26 protein-coding genes and 1 tRNA gene are annotated in these 26,000 nt (G+C 64.2%); 12 read left to right on the plus strand and 15 right to left on the minus strand.

Features of this window, described 5'->3' with window-relative positions; translation table 11 throughout:
- Window positions 1–9: 9 nt before the first annotated feature.
- Entirely contained in the window at window positions 10–1,002 is a 993-nt protein-coding gene (locus tag ACP146_RS17860) for a Bug family tripartite tricarboxylate transporter substrate binding protein (RefSeq protein ID WP_422368105.1), read from the minus strand.
- 143 nt (window positions 1,003–1,145) lie between these two features.
- Here ACP146_RS17860 and ACP146_RS17865 point away from each other — a divergent pair, with 143 nt between their 5' ends.
- On the plus strand, window positions 1,146–1,625 hold the full coding sequence (locus tag ACP146_RS17865) for a tripartite tricarboxylate transporter TctB family protein (RefSeq protein ID WP_422368106.1): 480 nt from the start codon (window positions 1,146–1,148) through the stop codon (window positions 1,623–1,625).
- Between the two features lies 1 nt (window position 1,626).
- Window positions 1,627–3,102, plus strand: coding sequence for a tripartite tricarboxylate transporter permease (locus tag ACP146_RS17870; RefSeq protein ID WP_422368107.1), 1,476 nt, complete (start codon window positions 1,627–1,629; stop codon window positions 3,100–3,102).
- A gap of 192 nt (window positions 3,103–3,294) precedes the next feature.
- Here the strand turns inward: ACP146_RS17870 and ACP146_RS17875 are convergent.
- Together ACP146_RS17875 and ACP146_RS17880 are read right to left on the minus strand one after the other, a co-directional pair.
- Window positions 3,295–3,369: transfer RNA gene (locus ACP146_RS17875), tRNA-Val, on the minus strand.
- 158 nt (window positions 3,370–3,527) lie between these two features.
- Entirely contained in the window at window positions 3,528–3,887 is a 360-nt protein-coding gene (locus ACP146_RS17880; protein ID WP_422368108.1) for a response regulator, read from the minus strand.
- A gap of 236 nt (window positions 3,888–4,123) precedes the next feature.
- On the opposite strand from ACP146_RS17880, the gene ACP146_RS17885 reads away from it, so the two are divergent.
- From ACP146_RS17885 to ACP146_RS17900, 4 genes are all read left to right on the plus strand, one after another.
- Window positions 4,124–5,035 carry an N-formylglutamate amidohydrolase gene (locus ACP146_RS17885; protein ID WP_422368109.1) on the plus strand — a complete coding sequence of 304 codons (912 nt, stop codon included), beginning with the start codon at window positions 4,124–4,126 and terminating at the stop codon, window positions 5,033–5,035.
- Between the two features lie 2 nt (window positions 5,036–5,037).
- Window positions 5,038–5,592: a GNAT family N-acetyltransferase gene (locus ACP146_RS17890; protein ID WP_422368110.1), complete on the plus strand. Its 555-nt coding sequence runs from the start codon at window positions 5,038–5,040 to the stop codon at window positions 5,590–5,592.
- Between the two features lie 319 nt (window positions 5,593–5,911).
- Window positions 5,912–6,571 carry a transglycosylase SLT domain-containing protein gene (locus ACP146_RS17895; protein WP_422368111.1) on the plus strand — a complete coding sequence of 220 codons (660 nt, stop codon included), beginning with the start codon at window positions 5,912–5,914 and terminating at the stop codon, window positions 6,569–6,571.
- Between the two features lie 72 nt (window positions 6,572–6,643).
- The gene (locus ACP146_RS17900) at window positions 6,644–7,825 is read left to right on the plus strand and encodes an aminotransferase class V-fold PLP-dependent enzyme (RefSeq protein ID WP_422368112.1); all 1,182 of its coding nucleotides are present in this window, start codon (window positions 6,644–6,646) and stop codon (window positions 7,823–7,825) included.
- Here ACP146_RS17900 and ACP146_RS17905 read toward each other — a convergent pair.
- The 6 genes from ACP146_RS17905 to fabI all read right to left on the minus strand — a co-directional run bounded on the left by ACP146_RS17905 (window position 7,822) and on the right by fabI (window position 12,878).
- Complete coding sequence (locus ACP146_RS17905; protein ID WP_422368113.1) at window positions 7,822–8,148, minus strand: NIPSNAP family protein; 327 nt, start codon at window positions 8,146–8,148, stop codon at window positions 7,822–7,824. The two genes, ACP146_RS17900 and ACP146_RS17905, sit on opposite strands and share 4 nt — an antisense overlap.
- Before the next feature lie 49 nt (window positions 8,149–8,197).
- Window positions 8,198–9,073: an FAS1-like dehydratase domain-containing protein gene (locus ACP146_RS17910; RefSeq protein ID WP_422368114.1), complete on the minus strand. Its 876-nt coding sequence runs from the start codon at window positions 9,071–9,073 to the stop codon at window positions 8,198–8,200.
- On the minus strand, window positions 9,070–10,209 hold the full coding sequence (locus ACP146_RS17915; RefSeq protein WP_422368115.1) for a CaiB/BaiF CoA transferase family protein: 1,140 nt from the start codon (window positions 10,207–10,209) through the stop codon (window positions 9,070–9,072). Before ACP146_RS17915 ends, ACP146_RS17910 begins: the two co-directional genes overlap by 4 nt.
- On the minus strand, window positions 10,206–10,847 hold the full coding sequence (locus tag ACP146_RS17920; protein WP_422368116.1) for a glutathione S-transferase family protein: 642 nt from the start codon (window positions 10,845–10,847) through the stop codon (window positions 10,206–10,208). Before ACP146_RS17920 ends, ACP146_RS17915 begins: the two co-directional genes overlap by 4 nt.
- A gap of 19 nt (window positions 10,848–10,866) precedes the next feature.
- The gene (locus tag ACP146_RS17925) at window positions 10,867–12,027 is read right to left on the minus strand and encodes an acyl-CoA dehydrogenase family protein (RefSeq protein ID WP_422368117.1); all 1,161 of its coding nucleotides are present in this window, start codon (window positions 12,025–12,027) and stop codon (window positions 10,867–10,869) included.
- 68 nt (window positions 12,028–12,095) lie between these two features.
- Window positions 12,096–12,878, minus strand: coding sequence for an enoyl-ACP reductase FabI (gene fabI / locus ACP146_RS17930; RefSeq protein WP_422369672.1), 783 nt, complete (start codon window positions 12,876–12,878; stop codon window positions 12,096–12,098).
- 160 nt (window positions 12,879–13,038) lie between these two features.
- Here fabI and ACP146_RS17935 point away from each other — a divergent pair, with 160 nt between their 5' ends.
- Genes ACP146_RS17935 through ACP146_RS17945 form a run of 3 tightly spaced genes read left to right on the plus strand, consistent with a single transcriptional unit; the run spans window position 13,039 to window position 15,287 of the window.
- A complete protein-coding gene (locus ACP146_RS17935) occupies window positions 13,039–13,713 on the plus strand; it encodes a class I SAM-dependent methyltransferase (protein ID WP_422368118.1) in 675 nt (224 codons plus the stop codon).
- A gap of 3 nt (window positions 13,714–13,716) precedes the next feature.
- On the plus strand, window positions 13,717–14,046 hold the full coding sequence (locus ACP146_RS17940; protein WP_422368119.1) for a hypothetical protein: 330 nt from the start codon (window positions 13,717–13,719) through the stop codon (window positions 14,044–14,046).
- A gap of 17 nt (window positions 14,047–14,063) precedes the next feature.
- Window positions 14,064–15,287, plus strand: coding sequence for a winged helix-turn-helix domain-containing protein (locus ACP146_RS17945; RefSeq protein WP_422368120.1), 1,224 nt, complete (start codon window positions 14,064–14,066; stop codon window positions 15,285–15,287).
- Here the strand turns inward: ACP146_RS17945 and ACP146_RS17950 are convergent.
- Complete coding sequence (locus tag ACP146_RS17950; RefSeq protein WP_422368121.1) at window positions 15,284–15,940, minus strand: ceramidase domain-containing protein; 657 nt, start codon at window positions 15,938–15,940, stop codon at window positions 15,284–15,286. The two genes, ACP146_RS17945 and ACP146_RS17950, sit on opposite strands and share 4 nt — an antisense overlap.
- 299 nt (window positions 15,941–16,239) lie before the next feature.
- Here ACP146_RS17950 and ACP146_RS17955 point away from each other — a divergent pair, with 299 nt between their 5' ends.
- Together ACP146_RS17955 and ACP146_RS17960 are read left to right on the plus strand one after the other, a co-directional pair.
- A complete protein-coding gene (locus ACP146_RS17955) occupies window positions 16,240–17,277 on the plus strand; it encodes a cytochrome-c peroxidase (protein ID WP_422368122.1) in 1,038 nt (345 codons plus the stop codon).
- Window positions 17,278–17,326: 49 nt separating this feature from the next.
- Window positions 17,327–18,982 carry a methyl-accepting chemotaxis protein gene (locus ACP146_RS17960; RefSeq protein ID WP_422368123.1) on the plus strand — a complete coding sequence of 552 codons (1,656 nt, stop codon included), beginning with the start codon at window positions 17,327–17,329 and terminating at the stop codon, window positions 18,980–18,982.
- Window positions 18,983–18,996: 14 nt separating this feature from the next.
- Here the strand turns inward: ACP146_RS17960 and ACP146_RS17965 are convergent, their stop codons facing one another.
- Genes ACP146_RS17965 through dgcN form a run of 3 tightly spaced genes read right to left on the minus strand, consistent with a single transcriptional unit; the run spans window position 18,997 to window position 22,168 of the window.
- Complete coding sequence (locus tag ACP146_RS17965; protein WP_422368124.1) at window positions 18,997–20,166, minus strand: benzoate/H(+) symporter BenE family transporter; 1,170 nt, start codon at window positions 20,164–20,166, stop codon at window positions 18,997–18,999.
- 15 nt (window positions 20,167–20,181) lie between these two features.
- Window positions 20,182–21,162: an N-acetyl-D-Glu racemase DgcA gene (gene dgcA / locus ACP146_RS17970; RefSeq protein ID WP_422368125.1), complete on the minus strand. Its 981-nt coding sequence runs from the start codon at window positions 21,160–21,162 to the stop codon at window positions 20,182–20,184.
- 1 nt (window position 21,163) lies between these two features.
- Complete coding sequence (gene dgcN / locus ACP146_RS17975) at window positions 21,164–22,168, minus strand: N-acetyltransferase DgcN (protein WP_422368126.1); 1,005 nt, start codon at window positions 22,166–22,168, stop codon at window positions 21,164–21,166.
- A 283-nt stretch (window positions 22,169–22,451) separates the two neighbouring features.
- On the opposite strand from dgcN, the gene ACP146_RS17980 reads away from it, so the two are divergent.
- Complete coding sequence (locus tag ACP146_RS17980) at window positions 22,452–23,798, plus strand: MATE family efflux transporter (protein ID WP_422368127.1); 1,347 nt, start codon at window positions 22,452–22,454, stop codon at window positions 23,796–23,798.
- Window positions 23,799–23,826: 28 nt separating this feature from the next.
- Here ACP146_RS17980 and ACP146_RS17985 read toward each other — a convergent pair whose 3' ends face one another.
- The gene (locus ACP146_RS17985; RefSeq protein ID WP_425032958.1) at window positions 23,827–24,108 is read right to left on the minus strand and encodes a hypothetical protein; all 282 of its coding nucleotides are present in this window, start codon (window positions 24,106–24,108) and stop codon (window positions 23,827–23,829) included.
- Between the two features lie 421 nt (window positions 24,109–24,529).
- Window positions 24,530–25,996 (minus strand): sensor histidine kinase, encoded by a 1,467-nt coding sequence (locus ACP146_RS17990; protein WP_422368129.1) that lies wholly within the window; start codon window positions 25,994–25,996, stop codon window positions 24,530–24,532.
- Between the last annotated feature and the right edge of the window lie 4 nt (window positions 25,997–26,000).

A 26,000-nucleotide genomic window follows, 5' to 3' on the forward strand; every position in this document is an offset into this window, starting at 1 on the left:
CTATCGGCGTCAGCCCGCGCTGCGGGTGGCGCCGGTGCCACGCACCACGGGGATCCAGATCTCCCTCTGCCGCGCATAGTAGGCATCGACTTCCTGGGGCGTCTTGCTCGGCGGCACGATCGAGCCGAGATCGACGAGCTGGCTGCGGATCGAATCCGACTGGACGATGGCGTTGACCGCTTCATTCAGCTGCACCACGATTTCCTCAGGCGTGTCCGCCGGCGCCGCAAAGGTGTTCCAGGTCTGCGATACGAAACCGGGCAGGCCCGCTTCCGACACGGTCGGCAGATCCGGCATGGCCACAAGGCGTTCGGGCGCCGATACGCCAAGGCCGCGGACGGCACCGTCACGCACCTGGGGCACCGCCGTCAGGGAAGGATTGAAAACAAAGCTCAAGCGGCCGGCGATCAGGTCGCGCAGCGCTTCGCCGCTTTTCGGATAGGGAACATGAACCACATCGAGACCAAGCTCCGACAGGAAAAGGGCTCCGGTGATGTGGGTGGTCGTGCCGGTCGGGCCCGACCCATACTGAAAGTCCGCCGGTGCCGCACGCAGACGCGCAATGAATTCCTCAAGATTACCCGCCGGATCGTCATTGTTCACACACATCACCATCGGAACTTCGTTCATCATGGCGACGCCACGCAGTCTGGTGGTGATGTCGACCGGCAGCGGATCGAACAGCGCGATGTTGTGCACGAGCTGGGATGAGGTGCCGACGAGGAAGGTGTAGCCGTCCGCATCGGCCCGGCTGACAGCCTCCGTCGCCTGCATGCCGGAGGCCGCCGAGAGATTCTCGACGACGATGCTCTGCCCCAGCGCCGTCTCAAGTTCGGCGGCGACAATACGCGTCACGACGTCGGCATTGCCGCCGGCACCGGAAGCGACCACCAGACGAATGGGGCCTGCCTTCGGCCAGTCGTTGGCAAAGCTGAACCGTGAAGAAGTGATCACCAAGGGGGCTGCCAGGGCGGAGCCGACCAACGCGCGTCTCGTAATCATGGGACAATCCTTTGTTCGCTGTGGAAAGGCCCACCGTATCCAGCGACGGCAAACCGGGAGAGTACGAGAAAACTGGATATTGCAAATGAGAATCACTGTCAATAAAACTGCAAGTCGTTCTTTATTTTAGAGAATCCTTAATCGTGACATCGCGCTCTTCCCTGTTTTCCGCTCTCAAAGCCCCGGCCGTCCTGGCGGCGCTGGGCTTGGCGATGATGCTGCTGGCTTATACCCAGCCAGCCTGGATTGACGGCAGGGTTGGGCCGGGCCTCTTTGCCCAGTGGCTGTCCAAAGGGGTTGTCGCGCTGTCGCTGCTGTGGGCGGTCCTGGTTGCTTTGAATCCTGCAGCAGGACGCGGCGAAGGAGAACTCACCCCCTCATCCAAGCCCCTTGGGCCGGGCCTCGCGCTGTTGGGCGGCGTTCTCGTCTTCGTTCTGCTGCTGCCATTCACCGGCCTCGTCGTCGCCTGCACCGCAACGGCGCTCATCACCGGCTGGGGCGCCGGCGATCGCCATTGGCGGGCTCTTGCCTTATCGGGCTTGTTCGCCGGGGCAGCGACACTTGCCGTCGGCCTGACGCTGTTGCCGCCCGCGACCCGCCTCTGGCCCTGGGCGGCTTTCTGAGATGAGCGATGTCGTGAGCTGGGCCGCTGATTTCGCGGGCGTCTTAACGCTGCAGAACCTGCTGCTGTGCTTCACCGGCGCCCTCGTCGGCACCATCGTCGGCGTTCTGCCGGGGATCGGGCCGGCCGCCACCCTGGCCCTCCTGCTGCCGCTCACCTTTACGCTCGATCCCGCGGGCGCGCTGATCATGCTGGCGGCGATCTATTACGGGGCGCAGTACGGCAGCTCGACCACCGCCATCCTGTTGAACCTGCCCGGTGAATCCTCCGGCGTGGTGACCGCGCTCGACGGACATCGCATGGCCCTGGCCGGGCGCGCCGGGCCGGCCATCGCAATCGCCGCCCTGGCCTCGCTCTTCGCCGGTCTCGCCTCGGCCGTGTTCATCGCGCTGGTGGCCGGACCCATCGCCCAGTGGTCGTTGCTCATCGCGCCGGCGGGCCTCGCCGGCCTGATTGCCCTTGGGCTGTTCGCCGCCGCCATCATCGCACCTGGCAAACCGCTGGCGGCGCTGACCCTGATCCTCTTCGGCGCCTGCCTGGGCCTGGTCGGCACCGATTCAGGCGGTGGCAGGCCACGCTTCACCCTCGGCATCACCGAACTGCGCGACGGCATCGGGTTCATGCCCCTGGTCATGGGCCTCTTCGCCATCGCCGAACTCATCCGTGCCCTTGAAAGCGGCAGCCGGCCGCAACGCATCGCCCCGCTGGGCCTGCCATGGCCGACGCGGGCGGACCTCAAGGCCGCCCTTTTGCCGGCACTGCGCGGCACCGGCATCGGCGGCATTCTGGGTGTGATCCCCGGCGTCACCACCGTGATGTCAGCCCTCGCCGCCCGCGGCCTGGAACGTGCGTTCAAGACGCCGGACAAGCCGCTCGGCGAAGGGGCCGTCGCCGGCGTTTCCGCGCCGGAGGCGGCCAACAACGCCTCCGCACAGAGCGCCCTGATCCCGCTCTTGACCCTCGGCCTTCCGGGCAACCCGGTGATTGCGGTCCTGGCCGGAGCTTTGATGATCCACGGCATCGCACCGGGACCGAGCTTCATCGACAGCAACCCAGACCTCTTCGCGGCGCTGATCGCCAGCCTGGTCGTCGGCAACGTGATCCTCGTCGTCTTGAACCTGCCGCTCGCCGGGCTCTGGGCATCGCTGTTGCGCGTGCCTTTCCCGAAGCTCGTGCCGCTTATCATCGTCTTCAGCCTGATCGGCGTCTACTCGGTGCAGAACTCGCTTTTCGATGTCTGGCTGATGCTGGCCTTCGGCGCGCTCGGTTGGCTGTTGGTGCGGCTTGGCCTTGAACCCACGCCGATCGTGCTGGGCTTTATCCTGGGACCGGCCTTCGAGGAGTACCTGCGCCGCACCCTGCTTTTCTCACGCGGCGATCCCTCGGTCTTCTTCAGCGATCCGGTGAGCCTGACCAGCATCGCCATCATCGTCTGTGCAACCGCGTTCCTGATCCTGCGCCGCAGGTACAGGCAATAAAGGCTACTTCCTGTTGCGCTCAGCTATCCGAGAGATCTGGGACGCCTCAGTGCCCCCCACTGTCGCTACGGCAGTGATGGAATGCCGAACTCGCCGTCGAACAGACTGTCAAAAGTCCACTCGTATTTCAGGTTTGCACCCGAAAGACCCGAGCCAGGCTTCGGCGAATTTCCGCTAAATCACTGGAAAGAATGGTGGGCGTACCTGGGATTGAACCAGGGACCTCCTCGATGTCAACGAGGCGCTCTCCCGCTGAGCTATACGCCCTTTTTTGCCTGCCCAGCATCCCGGCGGCCGGGCCGCCCTGGGCACCTTCGGACCCGGCTTTCTTCGGCGCGTCTGCCGAAGAGGGGGCGAAGTACCATCATCCCCCGGCTTTTTCAAGCGCCGCCTGCCTTCTCAGGCCTACCTAATTTTAGTGCCGTTCAGGCGGTCAGCATGGATTCCACCTCTTCCACCAGATGACGCAGATGAAAGGGCTTTGAGAGGATGCGGGCGCCGCGGGGGGTCTGTTCGCGGTTTTTCAAGGCCACAGCCGCAAATCCGGTGATGAACATGACCCGCAGGCCCGGTTGCAGCTTGGCCGCCTGGCGGGCCAGTTCAATGCCGTCGAGCCCCGGCATCACGACGTCGGCCAGCAGCAGGTCCGCATGGAAGCCGTCCAGGGCCTTGATGGCGTCCAGCCCGTCCCCCACGGCGACCACGTGATGGCCGGCCTTGCGGAGCGCCTTGGCCAGGAACTCCCGCATCGAGCCGTCGTCTTCTGCAAGAAGGATTTGCGCCATGACCCTGTTCTGGTTTGTCGCGCCGGGAAAGCCGTTAACCACCTGCCCGGCAAGAGAAACGAATCCGCCAGGGCCAGTGAAACTATAATACCACGCTGGTACCAAGCAGAGCTTAATGTCAGGATGCCCCACAGGAAAGCCGCCATTGATCAGCAGGGCCCTTACGGTGCAAGCTTGCAACGGGAGGCCGGCTCTGCGACGCCCGGGAACACAATGGAAACAAGCGCTTTAATACTATGGATGCCTTAGCGCCGACTGCCCGAGCGGGCCAATTCCACCCGGCGGACGAGACCCACGAGATCCTTTGGCCGACACAGCAGAGCTTGCCGCTGGTCTTCGCCTCGCCGCACAGCGGCTGCGACTATTCGCCTGAGTTTCTGGCGTCTTCGCGCCTGGACCCGGTCAGCCTGCGGCAGTCGGAGGACAGCTTCGTTCAGGAGATCTTCGCCTGCGCGCCGGAGATGGGCGCCCCGCTGATCCACGCCCTGTTTCCCCGCGCCTTTGTCGACCCCAACCGCGAGCCCTATGAGCTGGACCCGGCGGTCTTCAAAGACAAACTGCCGGCCTATGCCAACACCCGCTCACCGCGGGTTGCGGCGGGGCTGGGCACCATCGCGCGGGTCGTGGCGAACGGCGCCGATATCTACAAGGACAAGCTGAGTCTGGAGGAAGGGCTGGAGCGGATCCGCACCTGCTACTGGCCCTATCACGAGGCGCTGCGCGCGCTGGTCGAACAAACCAAGGAGCGTTTCGGGTACTGCATTCTGGTCGATTGTCACTCCATGCCGTCGGTGGGCAAGCCGGGGCAGGGTCGCTGCGCAACCAGCCGCGTTGCCTTTGTGCTGGGTGACTGCCACGGGACAAGCTGCAGTCCGGCCGTTACAGCCTCGGTCGAGAATACGCTGGCGGGCAAGAGCTATCGGGTTGTGCGCAACAGCCCTTATGCCGGCGGCTTCGTCACCCGGCACTACGGCCGTCCGGAGGCCAACATCCACAGCCTGCAGATTGAGATCAACCGCCAGATCTATATGGACGAGTCGCGCATGGAACGGCGCCCCGCGCTGAACACCCTGGCGCATGACATGCGCGATGTCGTGGCCGCCCTGGGCGCCCTCGGCCCCAAACAACTGCGCTCCACAAAGGGATGACGGTGGCGCCGCGAGAGGACGCCGGCGTCCTGTTGCGCGACGCCGATCCCGACGACTGCCCGCAGATCCAGGCACTCTATGCGGACCACGTGATCCACGGCCTTGCCTCTTTCGAAGAAGTTCCACCCGACCTCACGGAGATGGAGCGCCGCCTCCAGGCAGCGCAGTCGAGGGGCCTGCCCTACCTGGTCGCCGAAACGGCGGAAAACAGCGGCGAGTTGATTGGTTTTGCCTCCGCCGGCCCCTACCGCACGCGCCCGGCCTATCGCTTTACTCTGGAAAATACCGTCTATGTGCGCCGCGACCAGGGCGGGCGCGGGATCGGCAGTCTGCTGCTCGGCACCCTGATAGAGCGCTGTGAGAACCTGGGGTACCGGCAGATGATCGCCGTTATCGGGGACAGTGCCAATGAAGCCTCGATCAGGCTGCACCGGCGACACGGCTTTCAGCAGATGGGGTGCCTGTGCGCGATCGGCTTCAAGCATGGCCGCTGGCTCGATTCCGTCCTGATGCAGCGGCCCTTGGGTCAGGGCGACGGCACACTCCCAGCGTCCTAGCCTTTTCCGACCCAAAAAAAAGGGCCGCGACAAGCGCGGCCCAAGTTTAGGGAGGAAATGCCCTATGGAACTGCGATAGGGCCCGCCGAAGCGTTCCCATATCGCAGTGCACAATATGCGCGCGCCGGCAGACGATTTCAACTTCATTTTGAGCAATTCATTGATTTACATATAAGTTTCGCAATTCAACAACGCAGCGCTTAATCAGTTTTCGCTACTTCTTTTGCGTCGCACAAAAAAATCCCAGTTTTCCGGGCCCGGGCCTGCCTCGGCTCCTTCCGCGGACGCTACTTGGCACGCCTGTTGCTCTTCTCCTGGTATGAAAAAGCACGATCCAAACGAGCCTGCAGGCGCGCTGAATCTGACCGCATCGGCGATTCTGGCTCTGGCGCTGTTCGCCCTTGCCGGGTCTCTTACCCCCGCACATGCAGGCGAAAGCATTGATAATCCTTGGAATCTTTGCCAAGCGAGCACCCGCGCAGCGGAGCAGGCCCATGATCTGCCGCCTCTGCTGATGGCCGCCATCGCCAAGACCGAATCGGGGCGCTGGAACCGGGAGACCTCGGAATTACTTGCCTGGCCCTGGACGGTTATGGCCGAGGGAAAGGGGCGATTTCTGCCCAGCAAGCAGGCGGCGATTGAAACGGTCGAGGCTCTACAAGCGCGGGGCGTGCGCAACATCGACGTCGGCTGCATGCAGGTGAACCTCTACCACCACCCCGAAGCCTTCGAGAATCTGGAAGCCGCTTTCGATCCCGCCCGCAATACGGCATACGCCGCCGCCTTTCTGGCCGGGCTGCGCGAAGAGGCACGTTCCTGGACTCGTGCGGTGGGCCACTATCATTCCCGCACCATCCTGCGCGCCAACGGCTATCGCGCCAAGGTCTTCAAGGCCTGGCGCGCCGAGCGGCACCGCGCCAACCGGGAACGCCAGGCGGCGCTGAAGGCAGCGCGCGAAGCAGCCAGAAGCAAGAGCTGACGCCCAGCTTGCCATCACCGCCCCGCCCCCGCTAACTACCCGACAGGGAAAAGCGCGGCAGGGGAGCAAAAGGTGATCGATCTTGCAAAGGTCCGGGCTGACACGGCGGCCTGTAAAAATGTACTGCATCTCAACAACGCCGGCGCGGCGCTGATGCCCGACGCCGTCGTGGTGCGCCAACTGGCCCACATCCACCGCGAGGCGGAGATCGGCGGTTACGAAGCGGCAAGAGAAGCGGCCGACGAAATCGACTTGGTCTACAACAGTATCGCGCGCCTGCTGAACGCCGCACCGGACGAAATCGCCCTGATGGAGAACGCAACGGCGGCCTGGAACGCCGCCTTCTTCGCTTTCGACTTCCAGCCCGGCGACCGCCTGCTGACCGGCGAGGCGGAATATGCCAGCAATTATCTGAACTACCTGAAGCTGGCGCGAACGAAAGGCCTGGTCATCGAAACCATCCCCTCCACTGCGGAGGGCGAACTTTCGATCCCGAACCTGGAGGCAGCCTGCGCCAAGCCCGGCGTGAAGCTGATTGCCGTTACCCATGTACCGACCAACGGCGGCCTGGTAAATCCGGCGGAAGAGATCGGCCGGGTGGCGCGTGCCCACAGCATTCCCTTCCTGCTCGATGCCTGTCAGTCGGCCGGGCAGATCGATCTGGATGTGGAAAAGCTCGGCTGCGACCTGCTCTCCGTCACCGGGCGCAAGTACCTGCGCGGACCGCGCGGCAGCGGCTTCCTCTATGTCAGGCGCGGCTTCCTGGACCGGATCGAACCGCCGAGCCTGGATCTGCGCGCCGCCAGATGGGTGGCGGCTGACCGTTACGAGCTGCGGCCCGACGCCAAGCGCTTTGAAAACTGGGAGTACAACTACGCCGCCGTGCTGGGACTCGGCACCGCCGTCGACTATGCGCTTGCCCTCGGCCTGCCGGAGATCGAGGCGCGGGTCGGCGCCTTGGCCAACGGCCTGCGCGAACGGCTCGCCGCCCTCCCCGGTGTGACGGTGCAAGACATCGGCAGCCGCCGCTGCGGCATCTGCGTATTCCAGGCAGAGGGAATGGAAGCCAGCGAAATCCGGGAACGCCTCAGCGCCCAAGGCATCAACACCTCGGTCAGCGATCCGAACTCGACGCTGCTGGACGCGACCAAAAGGCGCCTGCGCGATCTCCTCCGCGCCTCCGTCCACTACTACAACAGCGAGGAAGAACTGGATCGCTTCGCCGCAGCGGTGGGATCGATCACCGCAACCTAGCGCTTCGGAGCATCGAAAAAGTCGACCGGCATCATCAGCTTGTTGGTCTGAGAGATAAGGGCGCCCAGCTCCGCCGAGCGCTTGAGATAATCCCTCCAGTCGGGATCGGCCTGCATGGCGGCGCGCTTCTTCTCCCGGTCGCCGGCGTTTTCATAAACCCAGATATGGATGTACTCGTTGGGATCGCCGGTCTCGGTGCGCAGATAGGCCAGTGGCTGGCCGAGATGACGGGCCTGCGCCGGCTTGCCGTAGCGCTCATAGAGATCGAAGTGAGCCTTCAGGGTATTGGGCTTCACCTTGTAGGTACGCACGTCCAAAAGCATTTCTATCCTCGTTGCGATTCGCGGTTGTTTGAATGACAGCGGGTCGTCGTCAGACCCACTCCGCCTCGCCCTGCATGGCGAGATATCCGTCGGGATCGGTGACCCAGAGATCGGCGTGCTTGGACTCCTGGTCGGGCGCACCGCAGACGGTGAAAGATTTCAGATCGAAGATCGGGCGAAGGGCGCGGAAGGCAAAACGGGTGACCCGCGCCGCCGGCAGTTCACGCCGCACAAGCCCCACCATGAGGGTCGCCAGCAGCGGCCCGTGGACGATGAGGCCGGGATAGCCTTCCTCCCCCGTCGCATAGGGCTGGTCGTAGTGGATGCGGTGGCCGTTGAAGGTCAGCGCCGAGTAGCGGAACAGCAGCACCGGCGAAGGGGAGACGGTCTGGACCCAGCTTCCGTTCGCGGGGGCGGGCTTGCCCGGCGGCACTACCGCGCCCGCAGCCGCCGCCTCGCGGTAGACGATGTCGTGCTCCTCGACGATGCAGGGCTCCGCGCCGTCGGACAGCACGTGTTCGACGGTAACGAAAGCCAAGGGCCCGCTGCGCCCGGTCTTCTGCGTCACCGACTTAATGGTCGAGCGCCGCGTCACGGTCGCGCCGAGCGCGAGTGGCCTGGAAAAGGCGACCCGGCTGCCGGCCCACATGCGCCGCGGCAGATCGATGGGCGGCAGAAATTCACCGCGCGCCGCATGGCCGTCCGGGCCCAGGCCGGCGGTCGGCGCCAGCGACCAGAAATAAGCCCAATGCCAGAGCGGCGGCAGCGCCGCTCCAGGCTCCAACATCGCGTCTGGATCACCCCCAGAGTCGTCCAGAGTCGCCTGCAAGGCCCGCGCCCGGTTGAGATCCAGGTTGTCGCGGGCCTCTTCCCGGCGGCCGACCCAATCGGACCAATCGGACCAATCATCCCGGGTTCCGCTCATGCGCCGAACTCCTGCCGCAGCGCCGCACCCTGCGCATCCAGCGCGGGAACGCTGCCAAGGTCCGGGGCGACGCCGCGCTCCGCCACCGGCGGCGCCACCAGTTCGATCGGGCCTGCGCGGGTTTCGACCATCACCCGACGCAACTGCGGATGAGCGCTCAGGTCGGCCGGGCTGTTCACCGACCCAAAGGCGATGTCAGCGGCCTCCAGAAGCGCCACGACCGCCGCCCTGTCACGTGCCTTGAAGCAGCGCTCGATCTCCCGGTCGAGGGCGTCGCGGTTCTCGACTCGCGCGGTGTTGTCGTGGAAGCGGGGATCGTCGACCAACCCCGGCTGTTTCAGGACCTGCCCGGCGAAGCGGACCCATTCCCGCTCGTTCTGAATGCAGATGACGATCTCCTGATCCTCTGAGTCTTCCCGGCGCGCGCAGGAATAGACACCATAGGGCGCGATGCTTGGATGGTTCAGCCCCACCCTTTGCGGGGCGCCGGGACCGTAGTCGTTGTGCAGCAGGGGCACGGTCATCCAGTCCGCCATGCCGCTGAAGAGGGAGGCGGCCAGCCCCGCCCCCTGCCCCGTTCGCCCGCGGCGCAGCAGCGCTTCCAGAATGGCCTGATAGGCATACATGCCGCAGGCGATGTCGCAGACCGAAACCCCGACACGCCCCGGCCCCTCCGGCCGTCCGGTGATCGACGCCAGACCGCTCTCCGCCTGCACCAGCAGGTCGTAAGCTTTCATTTGCGCATAGGGACCGCTTTCCCCGTAGCCGGAGATATCGCAGGTGATGAGCCGCGGATCGGCCTGGCGCAACCTCTCGGACCCCAAGCCGAGGCGTTGCGCCGCACCGGGGGCGAGATTCTGAATGAAGACGTCTGCCTTGGCGATCATACGTTGCACCAGCGCCAGATCGCCGGCTGTCTTCAGGTCGACGGCGATGGATTCCTTGCCCCGGTTCAGCCAGACGAAGTAGGCGCTCTCCCCCTTGGCGGCGCGGTCGTAAGCGCGGGCGAAGTCGCCCTCGGGCCGCTCCAGCTTGATGACCCGTGCCCCGGCATCGGCGAGACGGCAGGAACAGTAGGGCGCCGCCACCGCCTGTTCCAAGCTGACGACGATCAGTCCATCCAGGGGCTTGGTCATGGCGGATCCGGCGGGACGTAGGTGGACTGGACACTGGACCGCTGCGCAACCCGCTGCCACCATGCCAACAGGCTCGGTTGCGCCTGAAGCAATTGCTGTCCCTCCGGTGCCTCCAGAAAATACTGGAACATGGGCACCGCGTGGGCATCGGCACGGCTGAAGGCGGGCCCTGCCAGATAGGGCTGATCGCCGATCAGACCGGCGAGGGCGGCGAGACAGCGCGCGGCCTTTGGGACCGCGGCGGCGATGACAGCCTCGTCGGCCTCGCCGTTGCGCGGACGCTCGATGCTCTCGATGAAAATCTGCCGGACCATCGGCCAGTAGCCTTGACCGTCGAGCACCGAGATCACCTGCTCCATGCGGGCCCGGCCGCGCGGATCATCGGGCTGCAAGGCCGGGCCGTCGAAAGCCTCGTCGATGTAGCGGGTGATGGCGCGCGCCTCATAGAGCCGGAACCCGTCATGCTCGAAGGCCGGCACCAGGCCGAAAGGCTGCCGCTCGAGCCAGTCGTCGGGCCAGTCGGCCCGATCGAACACATCAAAAGTAACCTGATCGTAGGCGACGGCTTTTTCGATCAGGGTGATTCGCACGATACGGACATAGACACTATAGAGGGGGCCGAGCAGAACGGGCTTCATCGTCATTCTCTTGTGCCGACTAATAGCTGCGGGGCATGCCGAGCACATGCTCGGCCAGATAGGCGAGGATCAGGTTGGTGGAGACCGGCGCCACCTGATAGAGTCGGGTTTCCCGGTATTTGCGCTCGACATCATACTCTTCGGCGAAGCCAAAGCCGCCATGTGTCTGCAGACAGGCCTCCGCCGCTGCCCAGGCCGCTTCGGAGGCCAGCAGCTTGGCCATGTTGGCCTCCTTGCCGCAGCGCTGGCCCGCATCAAAAAGAGTGGCCGCCTGCGCCACCATCAGGGCCGCCGCTTCGGACTGGGCATAGGCGCGGGCGATGGGGAACTGCACCCCCTGGTTCTGTCCGATGGGCCGCCCGAAAACCTGCCGCTCGCTGGCATAGGCACCGGCCTTGGCGATGAACCAGCGGGCATCGCCGATGCATTCAGAAGCGATCAGAATGCGCTCGGCATTCATGCCGTCGAGGATGTAGCGGAAACCCCGGCCCTCCTCCCCGATCAGGTTCTCGGCCGGCACTTCCAGGTTGTCGAAAAAGACCTCGGTCGTGGCGTGGTTCATCATGGCGCGGATCGGCTTGATGGTGATGCCCTTGCCGGCGGCTTCGCGCAGATCGACCAGGAAGACCGAGAGCCCCTCACCCTTCTTCTTCACCTGCTCCTTCGGTGTCGTGCGCGCCAGCAGCAGCATGAGATCGGAGTGTTCGGCCCGGCTGGTCCAGACCTTCTGTCCGTTTACGATGTAACGCCCGCCATCGCGCCTTGCCGTGGTGGCGAGGCTCAGGGTGTCGGTGCCGCTGGTCGGCTCGGTCACGCCGAAAGCCTGCAGCCGCAGCGTTCCCTCGGCGATCCCCGGCAGCCAGCGCTGCTTCTGTTCCGCACTGCCGTGCTTCAGCAGGGTGCCCATGGTATACATCTGCGCGTGACAAGCAGCGCCGTTGCAACCGGCCTTGTGGATTTCCTCCAGAATCGCCGCGGCCGCGGAAAGGGGCAGACCGCTGCCGCCGTAGTCTTCGGGGATCAGGGCTGCGAGATAACCCGCCTCGGTCAGCGCCTTCACGAAGGCCTCGGGATAGGCGCGCTCGGCATCCAGTTCACGCCAATAGCTGCCGGGAAAGCCGGCGCAAAGTGCACGCAAACTCTGCCGGATCTCGGGGAAGGTTTCTTCTTGCTCGGTCATCGGGCGGACAGCCTAAAGCATCGCCGCCAGCCTGCAAGGCCGGCGGCCCAATGCGGCAAGCCCGATGACTATCCGCGGATGTGATACCCACCATCGATGTAGTGAACGCCGCCGGTGAGGTTCGATGCTTCCGGACTGGCCAGAAATGCAGCATAAGCGCCGATATCAGCAACACTCACGAGTTCGCCGGTCGGTGCCTGCGCCGCAGCCCGGGCGAGAAGTTCGTCGAATCTGTCGATTCCCGAAGCGGCGCGGGTTTTCAATGGACCGGGAGAAAGTGCATGGACGGAGACCTTCTTAGGTCCCAACTCCGCCGCCATGTAACGGGTCACCGACTCCAGCGCAGCCTTTACCGGACCCATGATATTGTAGTTGTCGACCACTTTTTCCGAACCGTAGAAGGAAACCGTCATGCAGGTGCCGCCTGCCGGCATCATGGCCTCTGCGCCACGGACCATGCGAATGAAGGAATGGACTGAGATATCCATGGCAGTGGTAAATCCGTCGCGTGAGCAGTCGACAACCCGGTTGTGCAGGTCTTCACGCGGGCAATAGGCAACGGAATGCAGGCAGACATCCAGGCCGCCCCAGACTTGGCCAATGGCATCGAAGAGCTGAGCGAATTGCCCGTCCTCACGAACATCCAAAGGCAGACAGATTTCAGCATCCAACGCTTCGGCGATGGGGCGGACATAGGGTTCCGCCTTTGTGTTCAGGTAAGTAATGGCAAGCCGCGCGCCCTGCTCGTGAAAAGCCTTGGCGCAGCCATAGGCAATCGAGTCCTCGTTTGCGATTCCGATCACCAAAGCCTTTTTACCCTGTAACGAAAACACAGCCTCTCCTCTGAAAATCGATACCAATAAACATAGCGGCCAAGCATGACAGAGAGGTGTCAGTTGTCTGGCACCAACCTGCCGGGAGCCCCGGAGGAAGCGCTGGCCGAACCCCCGTGGCAGCGCCTAGACTGTGCCCGGCCAAAACAAGAAAGACATGATGCCTGAAGTTCCCTTGATGAAACACACAGCCGTGCTGCGCGAGCATGTCAAGCTGGCCGGCGCAAAGATCGCCGATGTCGGCTGCGGTGACGGCGGCCTGGTGCGGGCGATGACCCGGGCCGGCGCGACCGTCGTGGGCATCGAGCCCGGCGCGCAGCAACTGGCCCGCGCCATGGCGGCGGAGCCCGCCGGTGACGAAACCTATCTCTGCGCCTACGGCGAGGCCCTGCCGCTGCCCGATGGCGGCCTTGACGGGCTGGTCTTCTTCAACTCCCTGCACCATGTGCCGGTCGAGGTGCAGGGCGCGGCCCTGGCGGAAGCGGCGCGGGTTGTCCGCTCCGGCGGCTGGATCTATGTCCAAGAACCTCTGGCCGAGGGCGCCTTCTTCGAGATGGTGAAACCGATCGAGGACGAAACCCTGGTGCGCGCCAAGGCTTACGATGCGGTGAAGCAGGCCTGCAGCGGCGAAAGCCTGGCGGAGCAGGAGGAATTCGTCTATCGGGCGCCCCACCGCCTGCCCTCTTTCAAGGCATTCCGCGACGGGTTGGTCTCCGTCGATCCGGCCCGCCGCGTGGCGGTCGAGGCGCGCGAGGAGTCGTTGCGGCAGGCCTTTATGGCGGCGGCGGAACAGCGCGACGACGCTTTCTGGTTCGAGATACCAAGCCGTCTGAACCTTCTGCAGCGAACCTAGACTATGGGCGTACGCTACATCTCCAAGCACGATTCGCCGGACGATCCCGGTGGCATGATTCGGGAAGTCCTTGAAATGGGCGAAGCCTTTCCCGGCCCGGCGGAAGACGTGGTGCTCGCCTGGGTTCTGCGCCTGGGCGAAGGGCGCGACCCCGCCCAGGCTGCGCGGCGTCTGATCGACGACTACAGACTGAAAGAAGAGCCGCAGCCCCGCGGCGCCTGCGGACGCCTCATCGAGATGCTGAAAGAAACCGCCTCCTATCCTGCAGACCGCATGACCCGGCATGTCTGTCAGCCGCGGCGGCGCGGCGGCTGGCGGCGCAACAGAAGCTGAGGAACCCGGCACAAGGCATGAACCCAAGGATCATCGACAACCGTTCGGCAAGGCGCCTCTTCCTGCAGCGCCAGGGACTCTGCGAACAGCCGTACCGCAAGATCGGCGATTCGGACTTGCTCTCGCTGATCGACAAGCTCGGCTTCGTCCAGGTCGACTCGATACAGACCGTGGAGCGCGCCCACCACATGATCCTTTTCGCGCGCAATCAGACCTACCGGCATAAACAACTCAGCCGGTTGATCGAGAAGGAGGCCGCGCTGTTCGAGAACTGGACTCACGACGCCTCGGTCATTCCCAGCCGCTTCTTCCCCTACTGGAAGCGGCGCTTCGCGGTCCGGGGAGAGACGCTCCGGCAGCGTTGGGGGAAGACTCGGCGCGGTGACTTCGAAAGCGAAGTGGAGACTGTGCTTCAGCATATCCGTGAGAACGGCCCGGCCCTCGCCCGCGACCTGGGCAACGAAGACCCCAAGACGGCGAAGGGCAGCAGCGGCTGGTGGGATTGGCATCCCTCCAAGACCGCTTTGGAGTATCTCTGGCACAGCGGACAGCTCGCGGTGACGGCCCGCAGCGGCTTCCAGAAAGTCTACGATCTGACCGAGCGGGTTATCCCGGACGAACACCGCAGCGCCGAGCCGACGGCGGCGGAAACGGTCGACTGGGCCTGCCGTGCCGCTCTCGACCGGCTGGGGCTCGCCACCTCCGGTGAAATCGCCGCCTTTTGGGATCTGGTCTCGGCCGAAGAAGCCAAAGCCTGGTGCCTGGCACGCAAAGGTGGGGAGCTGGAGGAAGTTCTTGTCGAGAACGCCAGGACGAAAGGGAACGGGCGGCCCCGCACCGCCTACTGCTGGGCCGCCACCGACCCCTTGAAAGACCTGCCGGAGGTGCCGAAGCGCCTGCGAGTCCTCAGCCCCTTCGATCCGCTGATCCGCGACCGCAAGCGAATCGAACGTCTCTTCGGTTTCCACTACCGGATCGAGGTCTTCGTGCCGGCGGCCAAGCGCCGCTACGGCTACTATGTCTTCCCGCTGCTGGAGGGCGAGCGGCTGATCGGACGCATCGATATGAAGCACGAGCGCGACAGCGGCCTGCTGCGGGTGAAAGGCCTCTGGCTGGAGCCCAAGGTAAAGCTGTCCAAGGCACGAAAAGACCGTCTGGAAGCCGAACTGGAACGTCAACGCCGCTTCACCGGCGCCGAGCGTGTGGCCTTCGATAAAGGTTGGAAAAAGGACGCCTCCTAAGCCGCCGTCGCCTGACGCCCGTGGCGCATCATGGTCCGGGTCAGCCAATAGAGCACTACCGCATTCAGGACATGCCAGAAGTAGTGGGTGCCGATCGGCAGCACCTCGCAAAGCGGTAAATCGACGGTCCGGAAACTCAGTGACACCGCGAAAACCAGGGCGGCGACGAGGATAGGCCGCCCGGCCGGATGCTTGCGGCTGAAATGCAGGAAGCCACCGACAATCATCATGGCCGCCAGGGCGACGGCATAGGTCGAGACGCTGAAGCCGAAAAGAAGCGGCATGGCGATCACCAGAGCGAGCACGACGAGCAGAATCAGCAGGCAAGCCTGGAGCGGCAGCATGACGAGCCGGCGCAGAGCCAGGTACATATAGAGCAGAATGAAGGCGGCAATGGGGATGACATCAGCCAGCATGGACCAGACGACCGCAAAGGTGTGGAACAGGCCGCTGCCGACCCCGATGAAGAAGACCAATCCGATCAGCGCGGCAATGGCCGGGTCGCTGCGCAGGGTGGCCCCCTCCCGGCGGAACGCGACAACCAGGAGCCCGCCCGCAAGGATGAATGCCAGATTCGAAACGGCATTCAGTGGCTCGGCCCAGAATTCCGGCCCGACCCTTTCGCAATAGATATCAATGTGGCGGTGCATCATGTTGGGAGCAGCTTACCGTCTCGCTCCCGTCAATCAACGCAGCATGAAAACCGATGGAGACGAGATCGTAGCCCTGGTGCAACGCAGCCGTAAATCTAATCGAATAATAAAGAAGAAATTTGACAGTATAGCTATCTTAGATACTTGAAACTACGCCTCATCCCCTTGCCTTTCTCTTCGGCGATCTATCGAACTTAACAATTCAGCAACATCGCCGCTGATATGAACGCATAAGCAAACAGCGGAGACTTACTTTCAACTCTGCCGCTGTGGGCTGCCAAGCTGGGTAAGAGTAGCGGATGATACGGGTAGTTGTTTTGGCCGGTTTACTGGCGGCTGCGGCCTTTGCGGGCGCCGTAAGTGCCACGGCATCACAGGATACCGGGGGTCAGGACAGCATCGATTTGGAGGCGCTCAGAAGCCTCTACAAGTGCCCGACGGCCATTCCCTTTCCCGAAAGTGCGCCCTACTCGCCGCAACTCGCAACGCTCGGCAAGATGCTGTTCTTCGATCCGCGCCTCTCCGGCGCCAAGAACATGAACTGCGCGAGCTGCCACAATCCCTCCTTCGGCTACGAAGCGCCGGTCGAACTGGCGGTGGGCGGCCTCAACGAACCGCTCAGCCGCCACGCGCCGACCACCTTGAACATGGCCTGGGTCACGCCGCTGTTCTGGGACGGCAGAGCCGCCGACCTGGAAGAACAGGCCGCCGGCCCCATCACGGCGCCGGTGGAAATGAACGGCAAGTTCGACGAGATCATCGCCACGCTTTCCGACATTGCCGAGTATCGGACCTGGTTCGAGCGCCTGTTTCCGGGAACCGGCGTCAGCCGCGAAACAATCCTGACCGCCATTGCCACTTACGAGCGGACCATCGTGTCGGGCTGGGCACCCTTCGACCGCTGGATCGATGGCGACGAGGGCGCCATGAGCGCGGCTGCGGTCAATGGTTTTCGCCTGTTCAATGGAAAGGCGAACTGTGCCGTCTGTCACACCGGCTGGAACTTCACCGACAACCGCTTCCACGACATCGGCCTCTATACGGACGACATCGGCCGCGCCGCAGTCGATGATTCGATGCCCGGCAACCGCCATACTTTCAAGACTCCCGGCCTTCGCGACCTGACCTATCGGGCACCCTTCATGCACAACGGTTCGGTGGCTGATCTGGAAGACGTCATCCGGCACTACGAGTCCGGCGGTGCCGTGAGGCCGTCGCGCTCCGAGCACATGATTCCCTTCGAGCTGAGTGATCGGGAGCGAGATGACCTTCTCGCCTTTTTGCAGGCACTCACCGCCGAGGTCTCGGAAACGCCGATGCCCAATCTTCCCAATTGAAGCACTTAGCGAAACAACGCAGCTGAATCACAAGTACCGGGGGCCGACCATGTCGATCAGAACAAAAATATTCCTGCCGTTGCTGAGTGCACTGCTCTTCGCCCTCCTCCTGGCCGGCTTCATCGCCTTCCAGGCGAAGATGGAGCAGACCAAAGTCGAGGCGATCATCGGCAATGCCCTCTCGGTCAATCAGAGTGCCCAAGCGACGCTGCGCCACTTCGAGGGAGCGAACGCGGTGGTCGAGCGGGTCACCGCAATGACCTCGTTCATCGCACCCGAAGAGATCGAAACCGCATTCCGTGCGCAAGCAGCGCCACTGGGCGCCGCCATCGCCAATCTGCCCGAGGCCGCGCTCTCGGAAGAGATGCGCGCAACGGCCACCGCTCTCAATCAGGCCTACCTTGCCTGGCGGAGCGACGCCGAGGTTGTCCTCGGCTTGAAGACGGCTTCCGAAATACCGACCGCGGAGCGTATGGAACGCCACCGCAGGGCCATGATGCGGGCCATCGATGAGGCCATCGCCCTGGCAGGCGAGGACGGTACCGGGCAAACCCTGGCCACAGGCATGGCCATGGATGCCGTCTTGCTCTTCAGCCTCGGCCTCGCCTTGGTCCTGACATGTCTGGGTATCGGCGGTGCGTTCTTGCTGGCCAGGGGCTTAAGCCGCCCGCTGGTCGACCTCGTAAGCAGTGCGGAGCGCCTGGCCGCAGGCGATACCTCGGTTCAATTCGCTCAGGCCGGCCGCAAGGACGAGATCGGCGCCGTTGCCCAGGCCATCGCCGGCTTTCGTGACGGCGTGGTCGAGCGCAGCAAGCTGGCGGAAAAAGCCGGAGAGGAACAGTCCGCCCGGGAAGCGCGTCAGCGCCGCATTGAAACGCTGATCGACGGCTTCAACGCACAGGCCTCTACCATCTTGAGTGCTGTCGACGAGAAGATGGCCGTCATGCAGGACACAGCCGCCAGCCTGACCGCCAGCGCCAAAGAGACTTCGGCACGCACCGGCGACGCCACGCGTTCGTCCGGCACTGCCGCCGGCAACGTCGGCTCGGTGGCCTCCGCCGCCGAGGAACTGACGAGTTCAATCCAGGAAATCGCCGGCCAGATTTCCAGCACCTCCGACAGGATAAGGGCTGCCACCGAAAAGACGCGCCTGACCAACGAAAAGGTTACCGGCCTGTCCGAAGCTGCCGGGCGCATCGGCGACGTGGTGAAGCTGATCCAGGACATCGCCGAGCAGACAAACCTTCTGGCCCTCAACGCCACCATCGAAGCCGCCCGCGCCGGTGAAGCCGGCAAGGGTTTCGCCGTCGTCGCCAGCGAAGTGAAGGCCCTGGCCAATCAGACCGCCAGTGCCACAGATGAAATTTCCAACCAGATCGCCGGCATTCAGGGATCGACCGGCGAGGCCGTGGACGCCATCGTCGCCATTGCCGAGACGATGGAGGAAATCAACACCGCCGCCGGTTCGATTTCCTCGGCCATCGAGCATCAGGGCGAAGCGACCAAAGGCATCTGCGAGAATGTCGAACTGGCGTCCAGTTGCACCGGCGATGTCGACCGCAACATCGGCATGGTCTCCAACGCCGTCGCGACCACCGCCGACTCTGCCGATGCAGTGACAAAGAATGCCCATGACGTCCGCCAGCAGACTCATGCGCTGAAAAGCGAGGTCGAGCGCTTCCTGAGCGATGTTGCGGCTGCCTAAAACCGGCTTGTCTTTCAGGCAGCACGCCAACGGGTCAGGGCATAAAGCCCGAGACCGGCGAGCAATCCCCAAAAGGCGCTACCCACCCCCAGGAAAGAAACACCCGAGGCCGTGACGACAAAGGTCACCACCGCGGCCAGCCGATCCTCCGTCTCTTCCAAGGCGCCGGTCAGGGCCGACGCAAAGGGCCCGAGCAGAGCGAGCCCGGCGACCGCCAGGATCAGATAGGTCGGCAGGGCCAGCACGAAGACCGTAATGACCGGCGCAACCAAGCCAAAGAGGACATAGAAGATGCCGGAGACCAGGGCCGCCCAGTAACGGCGCTGCGGATCGGCATGGGCATCGGGACCGGCGCAGAGTGCCGCCGTGATCGCCGCCATGTTCACCGCATGCCCGCCAAAGGGCGCCGAGAGCAGGCTGAAAACCCCGGTCGCGGCGAAAAGCGGCCCCGGCGTCGGGTGATAGCCGTTGGCTTTCAGGACGGCAATGCCGGGAATGTTCTGCGAGGCCATGGTGACGATGAAAAGCGGGAGCGCGATGCCGATTGCGGCCGCCAGCGAAAACTCGGGCACGACCAGCACCGGTTGGGGAATGAGATAAGCGGGCTCAAAGGGCGGCAGCTCGTTGGTCAAGAGGATCACAACGATGGTGACGACCAGGGCGGCGGGCACGGCATAGAGCCGCTTGAACCGCCAGACCAGGGCCCAGGTGAGAATGATGGGCAGGGCCAATGCGGGGCCCTCCGCGACCGCCTGCACCGGCGCCAGGCAGAAGGTGAGCATGACCCCCGCCAGCATGGCATTGGCCAGCGAGGCCGGGATCGCTGCAACCCAGCGCCCCAAGGGCTTCCAAAGGCCCGAGAGAACGATGAGAGCGGCACAGACCATGAAAGCGCCGACAGCGGCCGCGAAGCCACCCTGCAGCGGCCCGGTGGTCGCCAGCAGGGCCGCCCCCGGCGTCGACCAGGCAATGCTGACCGGCAGCTTTGTCTTGAGGCTGAGCAAGATCCCGCAGAGACCCATGGCGAGGGACAAAGCCATAAGGCCGGAGGCCGCTTCGGCGGGGCTCGCGCCAATGCCGTCCAGCCCCTGCAACACCACCGCGAAGGAGCCGGCAAAGCCGATCAGCGCCGCCAGAGACCCGGCACTCGCCGCCTGCAGGGAGAAGTCACTGAACCGGCTCACGGATCCAGGGCCCTGTCAGCCCCACAAGGCGGCTTCGGGCGGATAAACCAAGCCGCCATCGAAGCGCAGGCCGTCGGGCCGGTCACCGTCCAGAAGCAGGGGACCGTCAAGATCGACCACCGGCGCTCCCTGAGCCAGGATCACCGCCGGGGCCATGGCAAGGGAGGTCGCCACCATGCAGCCGATCATGATGCCGAAACCCTCGGCCTTGGCCGCCTGTTTCAGCTTCAGCGCCTCGGTCAGGCCGCCGGTCTTGTCGAGCTTGATATTGATCATGTCATAGCGCCCCTTCAGCCCAGGCAGGGTTGCCGTGTCATGGCAAGACTCATCGGCGCAAACCGGGACCGGCCGTTTCATGCCGGCCAGCGCTTCGTCCTCCCCCGCCGGCAGCGGCTGCTCGATCATCTCGACGCCGAGCACCGCCAGTTGCGGCGCCAGTTGCGCATAGTCCGCCGCCGACCAGCCCTCGTTGGCGTCGACGATGATCCGGGCCTTGGGCGCCTGTTCGCGCACCGCGGCGACGCGCGCCATGTCGTCCGGTCCGGCAAGCTTCAGTTTCAGCAGCGGGCGATCCGCATTCGCCGCCGCCGCCTTGCTCATGTTCTCCACCGTATCGAGGGAGAGCGTGTAGGCGGTCGTTACCGGCCCCGGTGGCGAAGCGCCGATGAGTTGCCAATAGGGATGACCGGCCTGCTTGGCCTCGAGATCCCAGAAGGCGCAGTCCACCGCGTTGCGGGCAGCACCGGCCTTCAGAACGTCCTGAAGGCCCAGACGGTCGAGGCCCTGTTCCAAGCGCCCGCGCAGCGACTCGATGTCGGCAACGACACCTTCAATGGTCTCGCCATAGCGGGTGTAGGGCACGGCCTCGCCGCGACCGGTATGAACACCGTCACTCAATTCGACCAGCACCACATCGGCAGCGGTCTTGCTGCCGCGGGAGATGGTAAAGCTGCCGCGGATCGGCCATGATTCGGTTTTGACGCTGAGGCTGACCACGTCAGGAATCTTGCAGGCGGTCGACCAGCGGCTTCACCCCCTCAACGAAGGGATCGACCGTCGGCAGCTCGAAGTCAGCTTCCAGCCGGCGCAGGTAAGCCTCCACGGCAGACTCATGCATCTGCGACGTATTCACCGCGATGCCGACAAAGCGCACGTCGGGGTTGGTCAGCCTGGCCGCAGCCAGATTGGCATCCATACAGGCCTGAAGGGTCGGCAGGTTGAAGTCCGGCAAGCCGCGCATGTGCTGGCGTGTCGGCTCATGGCAGAGGATCAGGGCATCGGGCTGGGCGCCGTGCAGCAGCCCCATGGAAACACCGGCGAAAGACGCGTGAAACAGGGAGCCCTGGCCCTCCACGATATCCCAGTGGTCATCATCGTTGGCCGGCGAGAGGTATTCGACGGCCCCGGAAATGAAGTCAGCCACGACAGCATCGATCGAGACCCCCTGCCCGGCGATCAGGATGCCGGTCTGGCCGGTGGCGCGAAAGTCGGCCTTCATACCGCGATCCAGCATCTCCTTTTCCACCGCCAGGGTGGTGTACATCTTGCCGACGGAACAATCGGTGCCGACGGCGAGCAGGCGCTTACCGGGGCGCTTGCTGCCGCTTGCAACCTCGAACTCACGGGTGGGGTGGCGCACGTCGAAGAGCTGGCAGCCATGCTGTTCGGCGGCAGCCTTCAACAACGGCACATCGACCAGCCGATTGTGCAAACCGGCAGCAATGTCGAAGCCCAGCAGCATCGCTTTTTCGAGAACCGAGATCCAAGCCTCCGAGAAGACGCCACCGCGGTTGGCGACGCCGATCACCAGGGTCTTGGCGCCGGCTTCCCTGGCTGCCTCCAGACTCAGGTCCGGCAGTCCGAGGTCGGCTTTACAGCCCTCCAGGCGAAGCTGCCCGACGCACCAGTCCGGGCGCCAATGCGCGATGCCCTGTGCGGTCTTTGCCGCCAACTGGTCCGGCGCATCGCCGAGAAACAAAAGGTATGGATGCTCGATTGCCATATGCCCCTAAACCTCGTCATAGGCGGGGCCGCCACGCCAGGCCGCAGCAGCCCCTCGATTGATTGCCGGCTCGACTGAACCCTGCCGCCCCATCCGGAGCAGCGCGGCATCTTAGGGACATCGGAGCGCCGCGCCAAGCTGAGCGAAACGGTTTTAACCGCCTTTTGGCTGCCCTATGATCCCCGGCCCCGCTCTGTCAGCCACCCGACTGCCCGGAACCATGACCGAAGAGCCCGAAAGGCAATCCCCTAAAAAGGGTGCGTCCGCCGACACGGATACCGCCTTGGCGCGACCCGGGGACCAGAGCGGCAACTGGCATCGCCGGGTCTGGGCCCTGGCAGCGCCCATTATGCTGGCCAATCTGACCACGCCGCTGCTGGGCGCCGTGGATACCGCCGTCGTCGGCCATCTGCCGGACCCGCGCTTCATCGGCGGGGTCGCGGTGGGCAGTTTGATCTTCAGCTTCCTGTTCTGGGGTTTCGGCTTCCTTCGGATGGGCACGACGGGTTTCACGGCCCAGGCCTTCGGCGCCGGCAACACCGCCGAGCTGCGCGCCGCCCTGCTTCGTCCCCTGGTCCTGGCCGGGGGCTTCGGCCTGCTGATTATCCTGCTGCAGGCGCCGGTGCGCTCCTTCGCGCTCTGGGCCGTCGACGCCAGCCCCGCGGTGAGCGGCGAGGCAGCGGCCTATTTCGACGTCCGCATCTGGTCGGCACCGGCAGCTCTGACGAATTTCACCGTGCTGGGCTGGCTGCTGGGCGTTCAACGGGCCCGTACCGCTCTGCTGCTGCAGATCGTCCTCAACGGCATCAACATCGTGCTGGACCTGGTCTTCGTGCTCGGTTTCGGCTGGGGCGTGGCCGGTGTCGCCTGGGCAACCCTGGTCGCCGAGGTGACGGCCGCACTGCTGGGCATCGGGATCGTCCTGCACAGTCTCGGCCGTCTGCCCGACCGCGAGGACCTGAAACGTTTGCTGGAACGCGGGCCGCTGATCGCCCTTTTCAAGGTCAACACCGATATCTTTCTCAGGACCATCATGCTGCTCCTGGCTTTCGGCGTCTTTACCTCCCAGGGCGCCGGCCTTGGCGATCTGACGCTGGCCGGCAATGCCGTCCTGCTGCAGTTCCAGACTGTCATCGCTCATGGCCTCGACGGCCTTGCCCATGCGGTGGAGATCCTGGCCGGCGGGGCCTATGGCGCAAAGAACCGGCGAACCTTTCGCCAGGCGGTCATGATCTGCGGCCTCTGGTCGCTGGCCGCCGCCGTCCTGCTCAGCCTGATTTTCGCTGCTCTGGGGCCACTCATCATCGCGCTGTTCACGGATATCGTGGCGGTTCGCGAGGCCGCGGGCAGCTATCTCTGGTGGGTGGTGCTGTCGCCTCTCGTATCGGTCTGGAGCTACCTGCTGGACGGCGTGTTTATCGGCGCGACACGCACCGCCGCCATGCGCAACGCCATGGTGCTTTCCCTCGGCTGCTTCCTGGCGGCAACCTGGATGTTGACCCCGATGCTCGGTAACCACGGCCTCTGGCTGAGTTTCACGATCTTCATGATCGCCCGGGCGATCACGCTGGGCCTCTACTACCCGGCCCTGGAGCGCAGCGCCACGGACGAGAAGGCCGGCAAGGTTTAAGGAAAGTTGGGTTTAAGAAAGGCGGGTGTCAGACGGCCAGGCGCGGACGGCTCAGCGGCCGCAGCGGCTGATCGAACAGGGCATCCAGTATCGCACCGCCGTCATCGATCGCCGCCGCGTCGCAATGGAACGTTGCCAAGCGAAGCGCCCAAACCGGCAGCCCCTGTTTGGCCAGCGTGGTTTGAAGGCGTTGTATCAGCACCTGTTCAGCCGAAGTATCGTCTTCCACCTCTGGCGGGTGAATAAAGACGACAATCAACGAACCGTCGCGGGTTGGCTCGGCGATCAGATAGGCATCGTCGATCGCCACCAAACGGCCATCGCTGCCTTGACGCAGCCCTATGCGACAGAGCGAAAGACGCAGATGCAGCCCGCGCAACCGCCGCAAGCTGTCTTTGATGCCATCGGGGACGGAGTGCGCCGGCCGGGCTGTCGGGCCACCCGGCCGGCGTAGGGGAAGCTCGGGGGAGAACCCGAAGGGAGGGGCCGTCAGAATGCTTCCCCTGTCTCGTTCCATAGAAGCCTTCATCCGGTCGAGTTGCGTCACCGCCGGGCCGACGGGGGCGCCACCAAAATCAGACCCTTGAGAACCTTGTTTGCTCCGCATCGCCATCAATCTAGCCGGAGACACAACCAGGCGGTGCGTCAAAGTTGTGGCGAAGAACGGTACAAAAACCGCTCAATTCGCTTAGCAATTCTGCAATAAATATGGGTAGTTATGACCCGATGGGCTAAGCCGCCAGGGGAAATCGCATCACCATGGCGAGGCCGCCGTCAGGACGATTTTCCGCACGGACACTGCCGCCAATCGCCTGAAGGTTGCGACGGACGATCCACAAACCGATGCCCATATGGGGGCTGCCTTCACCCCCATCCGCGGCGGGATCGTTGGTCGCGGGCTGGGAGCGCAGGGAAACGTAGCGCTCGAAGATCCGTGTCAGTTCGCCGTGCGGGACACCGGGCCCGCGATCGAGCAGGGAAAGCTCGGCGCGGTCATTCACCTTGCGCAGTTCGACGATGATCTTCGATCCGTCGGGTGAAACCTCGACGGCATTGTCGATGACGTTCTCCAGAACCGTTTCCAGCAGATCTTCGCCGGCAAGAACCGAGACTTCCGGTTGCAGCCGGGCGTCGAGGATAAGCCGCCGGCTGGCGAAGGTATCGGCATAGGCGGCGAGCATGCGCTCCAGCATCTCCGTCAGGCTGATACGCTGCCGCGGCGGGTCCAGCAACTCGGCCGTGGTCTCTTCCAGGCGGCGGGCATAGGCAACCAGATGATCGAGGCGGTCGATGGAGACCTCGAGAACATCCAGAGCCCGCTGCCCGCGCACCTCTTCGGGGGCGACCAAGCGCCGCAAGGGCTCCAGCGACTGGCGCATGATGGCGATCGGCGTCTTGAAGGCATGGGCGTTGTCTTCAGCTGCCAGACGGATGCTCTCGGCCGAATCCTGCAGCGCCAGGGTCATACGGTCGAATTCCTCGGCAACCGGCGCCAGTTCCGGCACCCGGTTCTGATTTCCGAAGCTGACGTGGCCCGAGTTGCCGGTGCGGATGGAGCGGGCAAGAAAGCGGAAGCGTGTCAGGCCGCGCCAGATCGAGATGAAAAGGCCGATGGTGAAGATCGCCATGGCGAAGTAGATCGCGGCGGCAATCCGCACCTCGATCGTTTTCCAATAGGGCTGATCGATGGATGTGCCGAGAAACTCCGCCGTGGAGTGGGTGGTAATCACCGCCCAGCAGCCGGCGTTGGTGTTGATCGGCGTGATCGAGGTCAGCAACTCCTCCTCGCCGGAGGGGCGCCGATGGCGCAGGGCCATGGAAAGTTCGCCCCAGCAGCTTTGAGCGAGATTGTCAAAAACGCCGCGTTCAACCAGGCGGTCGCGCTCTTCGGTCAGCTCCGTCGGTGCAATGGTCGGCTGGGAAGCAACGAAGAAAAAACTCTCAGCCCCGTACTCGCCGGTCGGCCTGAAGAGAATCTTCACCCCCGTCTGATCGGTGGCGAAGCGCGCCACCTCGTCATTCAGCAGGGGCAGCGAGGAGACCTCCTGCTGTTCCAGCAAGGGGCGCAGGCTTTCCGCCACCACACGGCCCTGTTCACGCACGCTCTCGATCAGGAGAAAGCGCTTCTCGGCATCGGCCTCGCGGAACTGCGTGTAGAGGATGACCGGCACGGCGCAGAAGATGATCAGCAAAAGCACCAGC

Source organism: Pelagibius sp. (assembly GCF_965249265.1).
GTDB lineage: Bacteria > Pseudomonadota > Alphaproteobacteria > Kiloniellales > Kiloniellaceae > Pelagibius.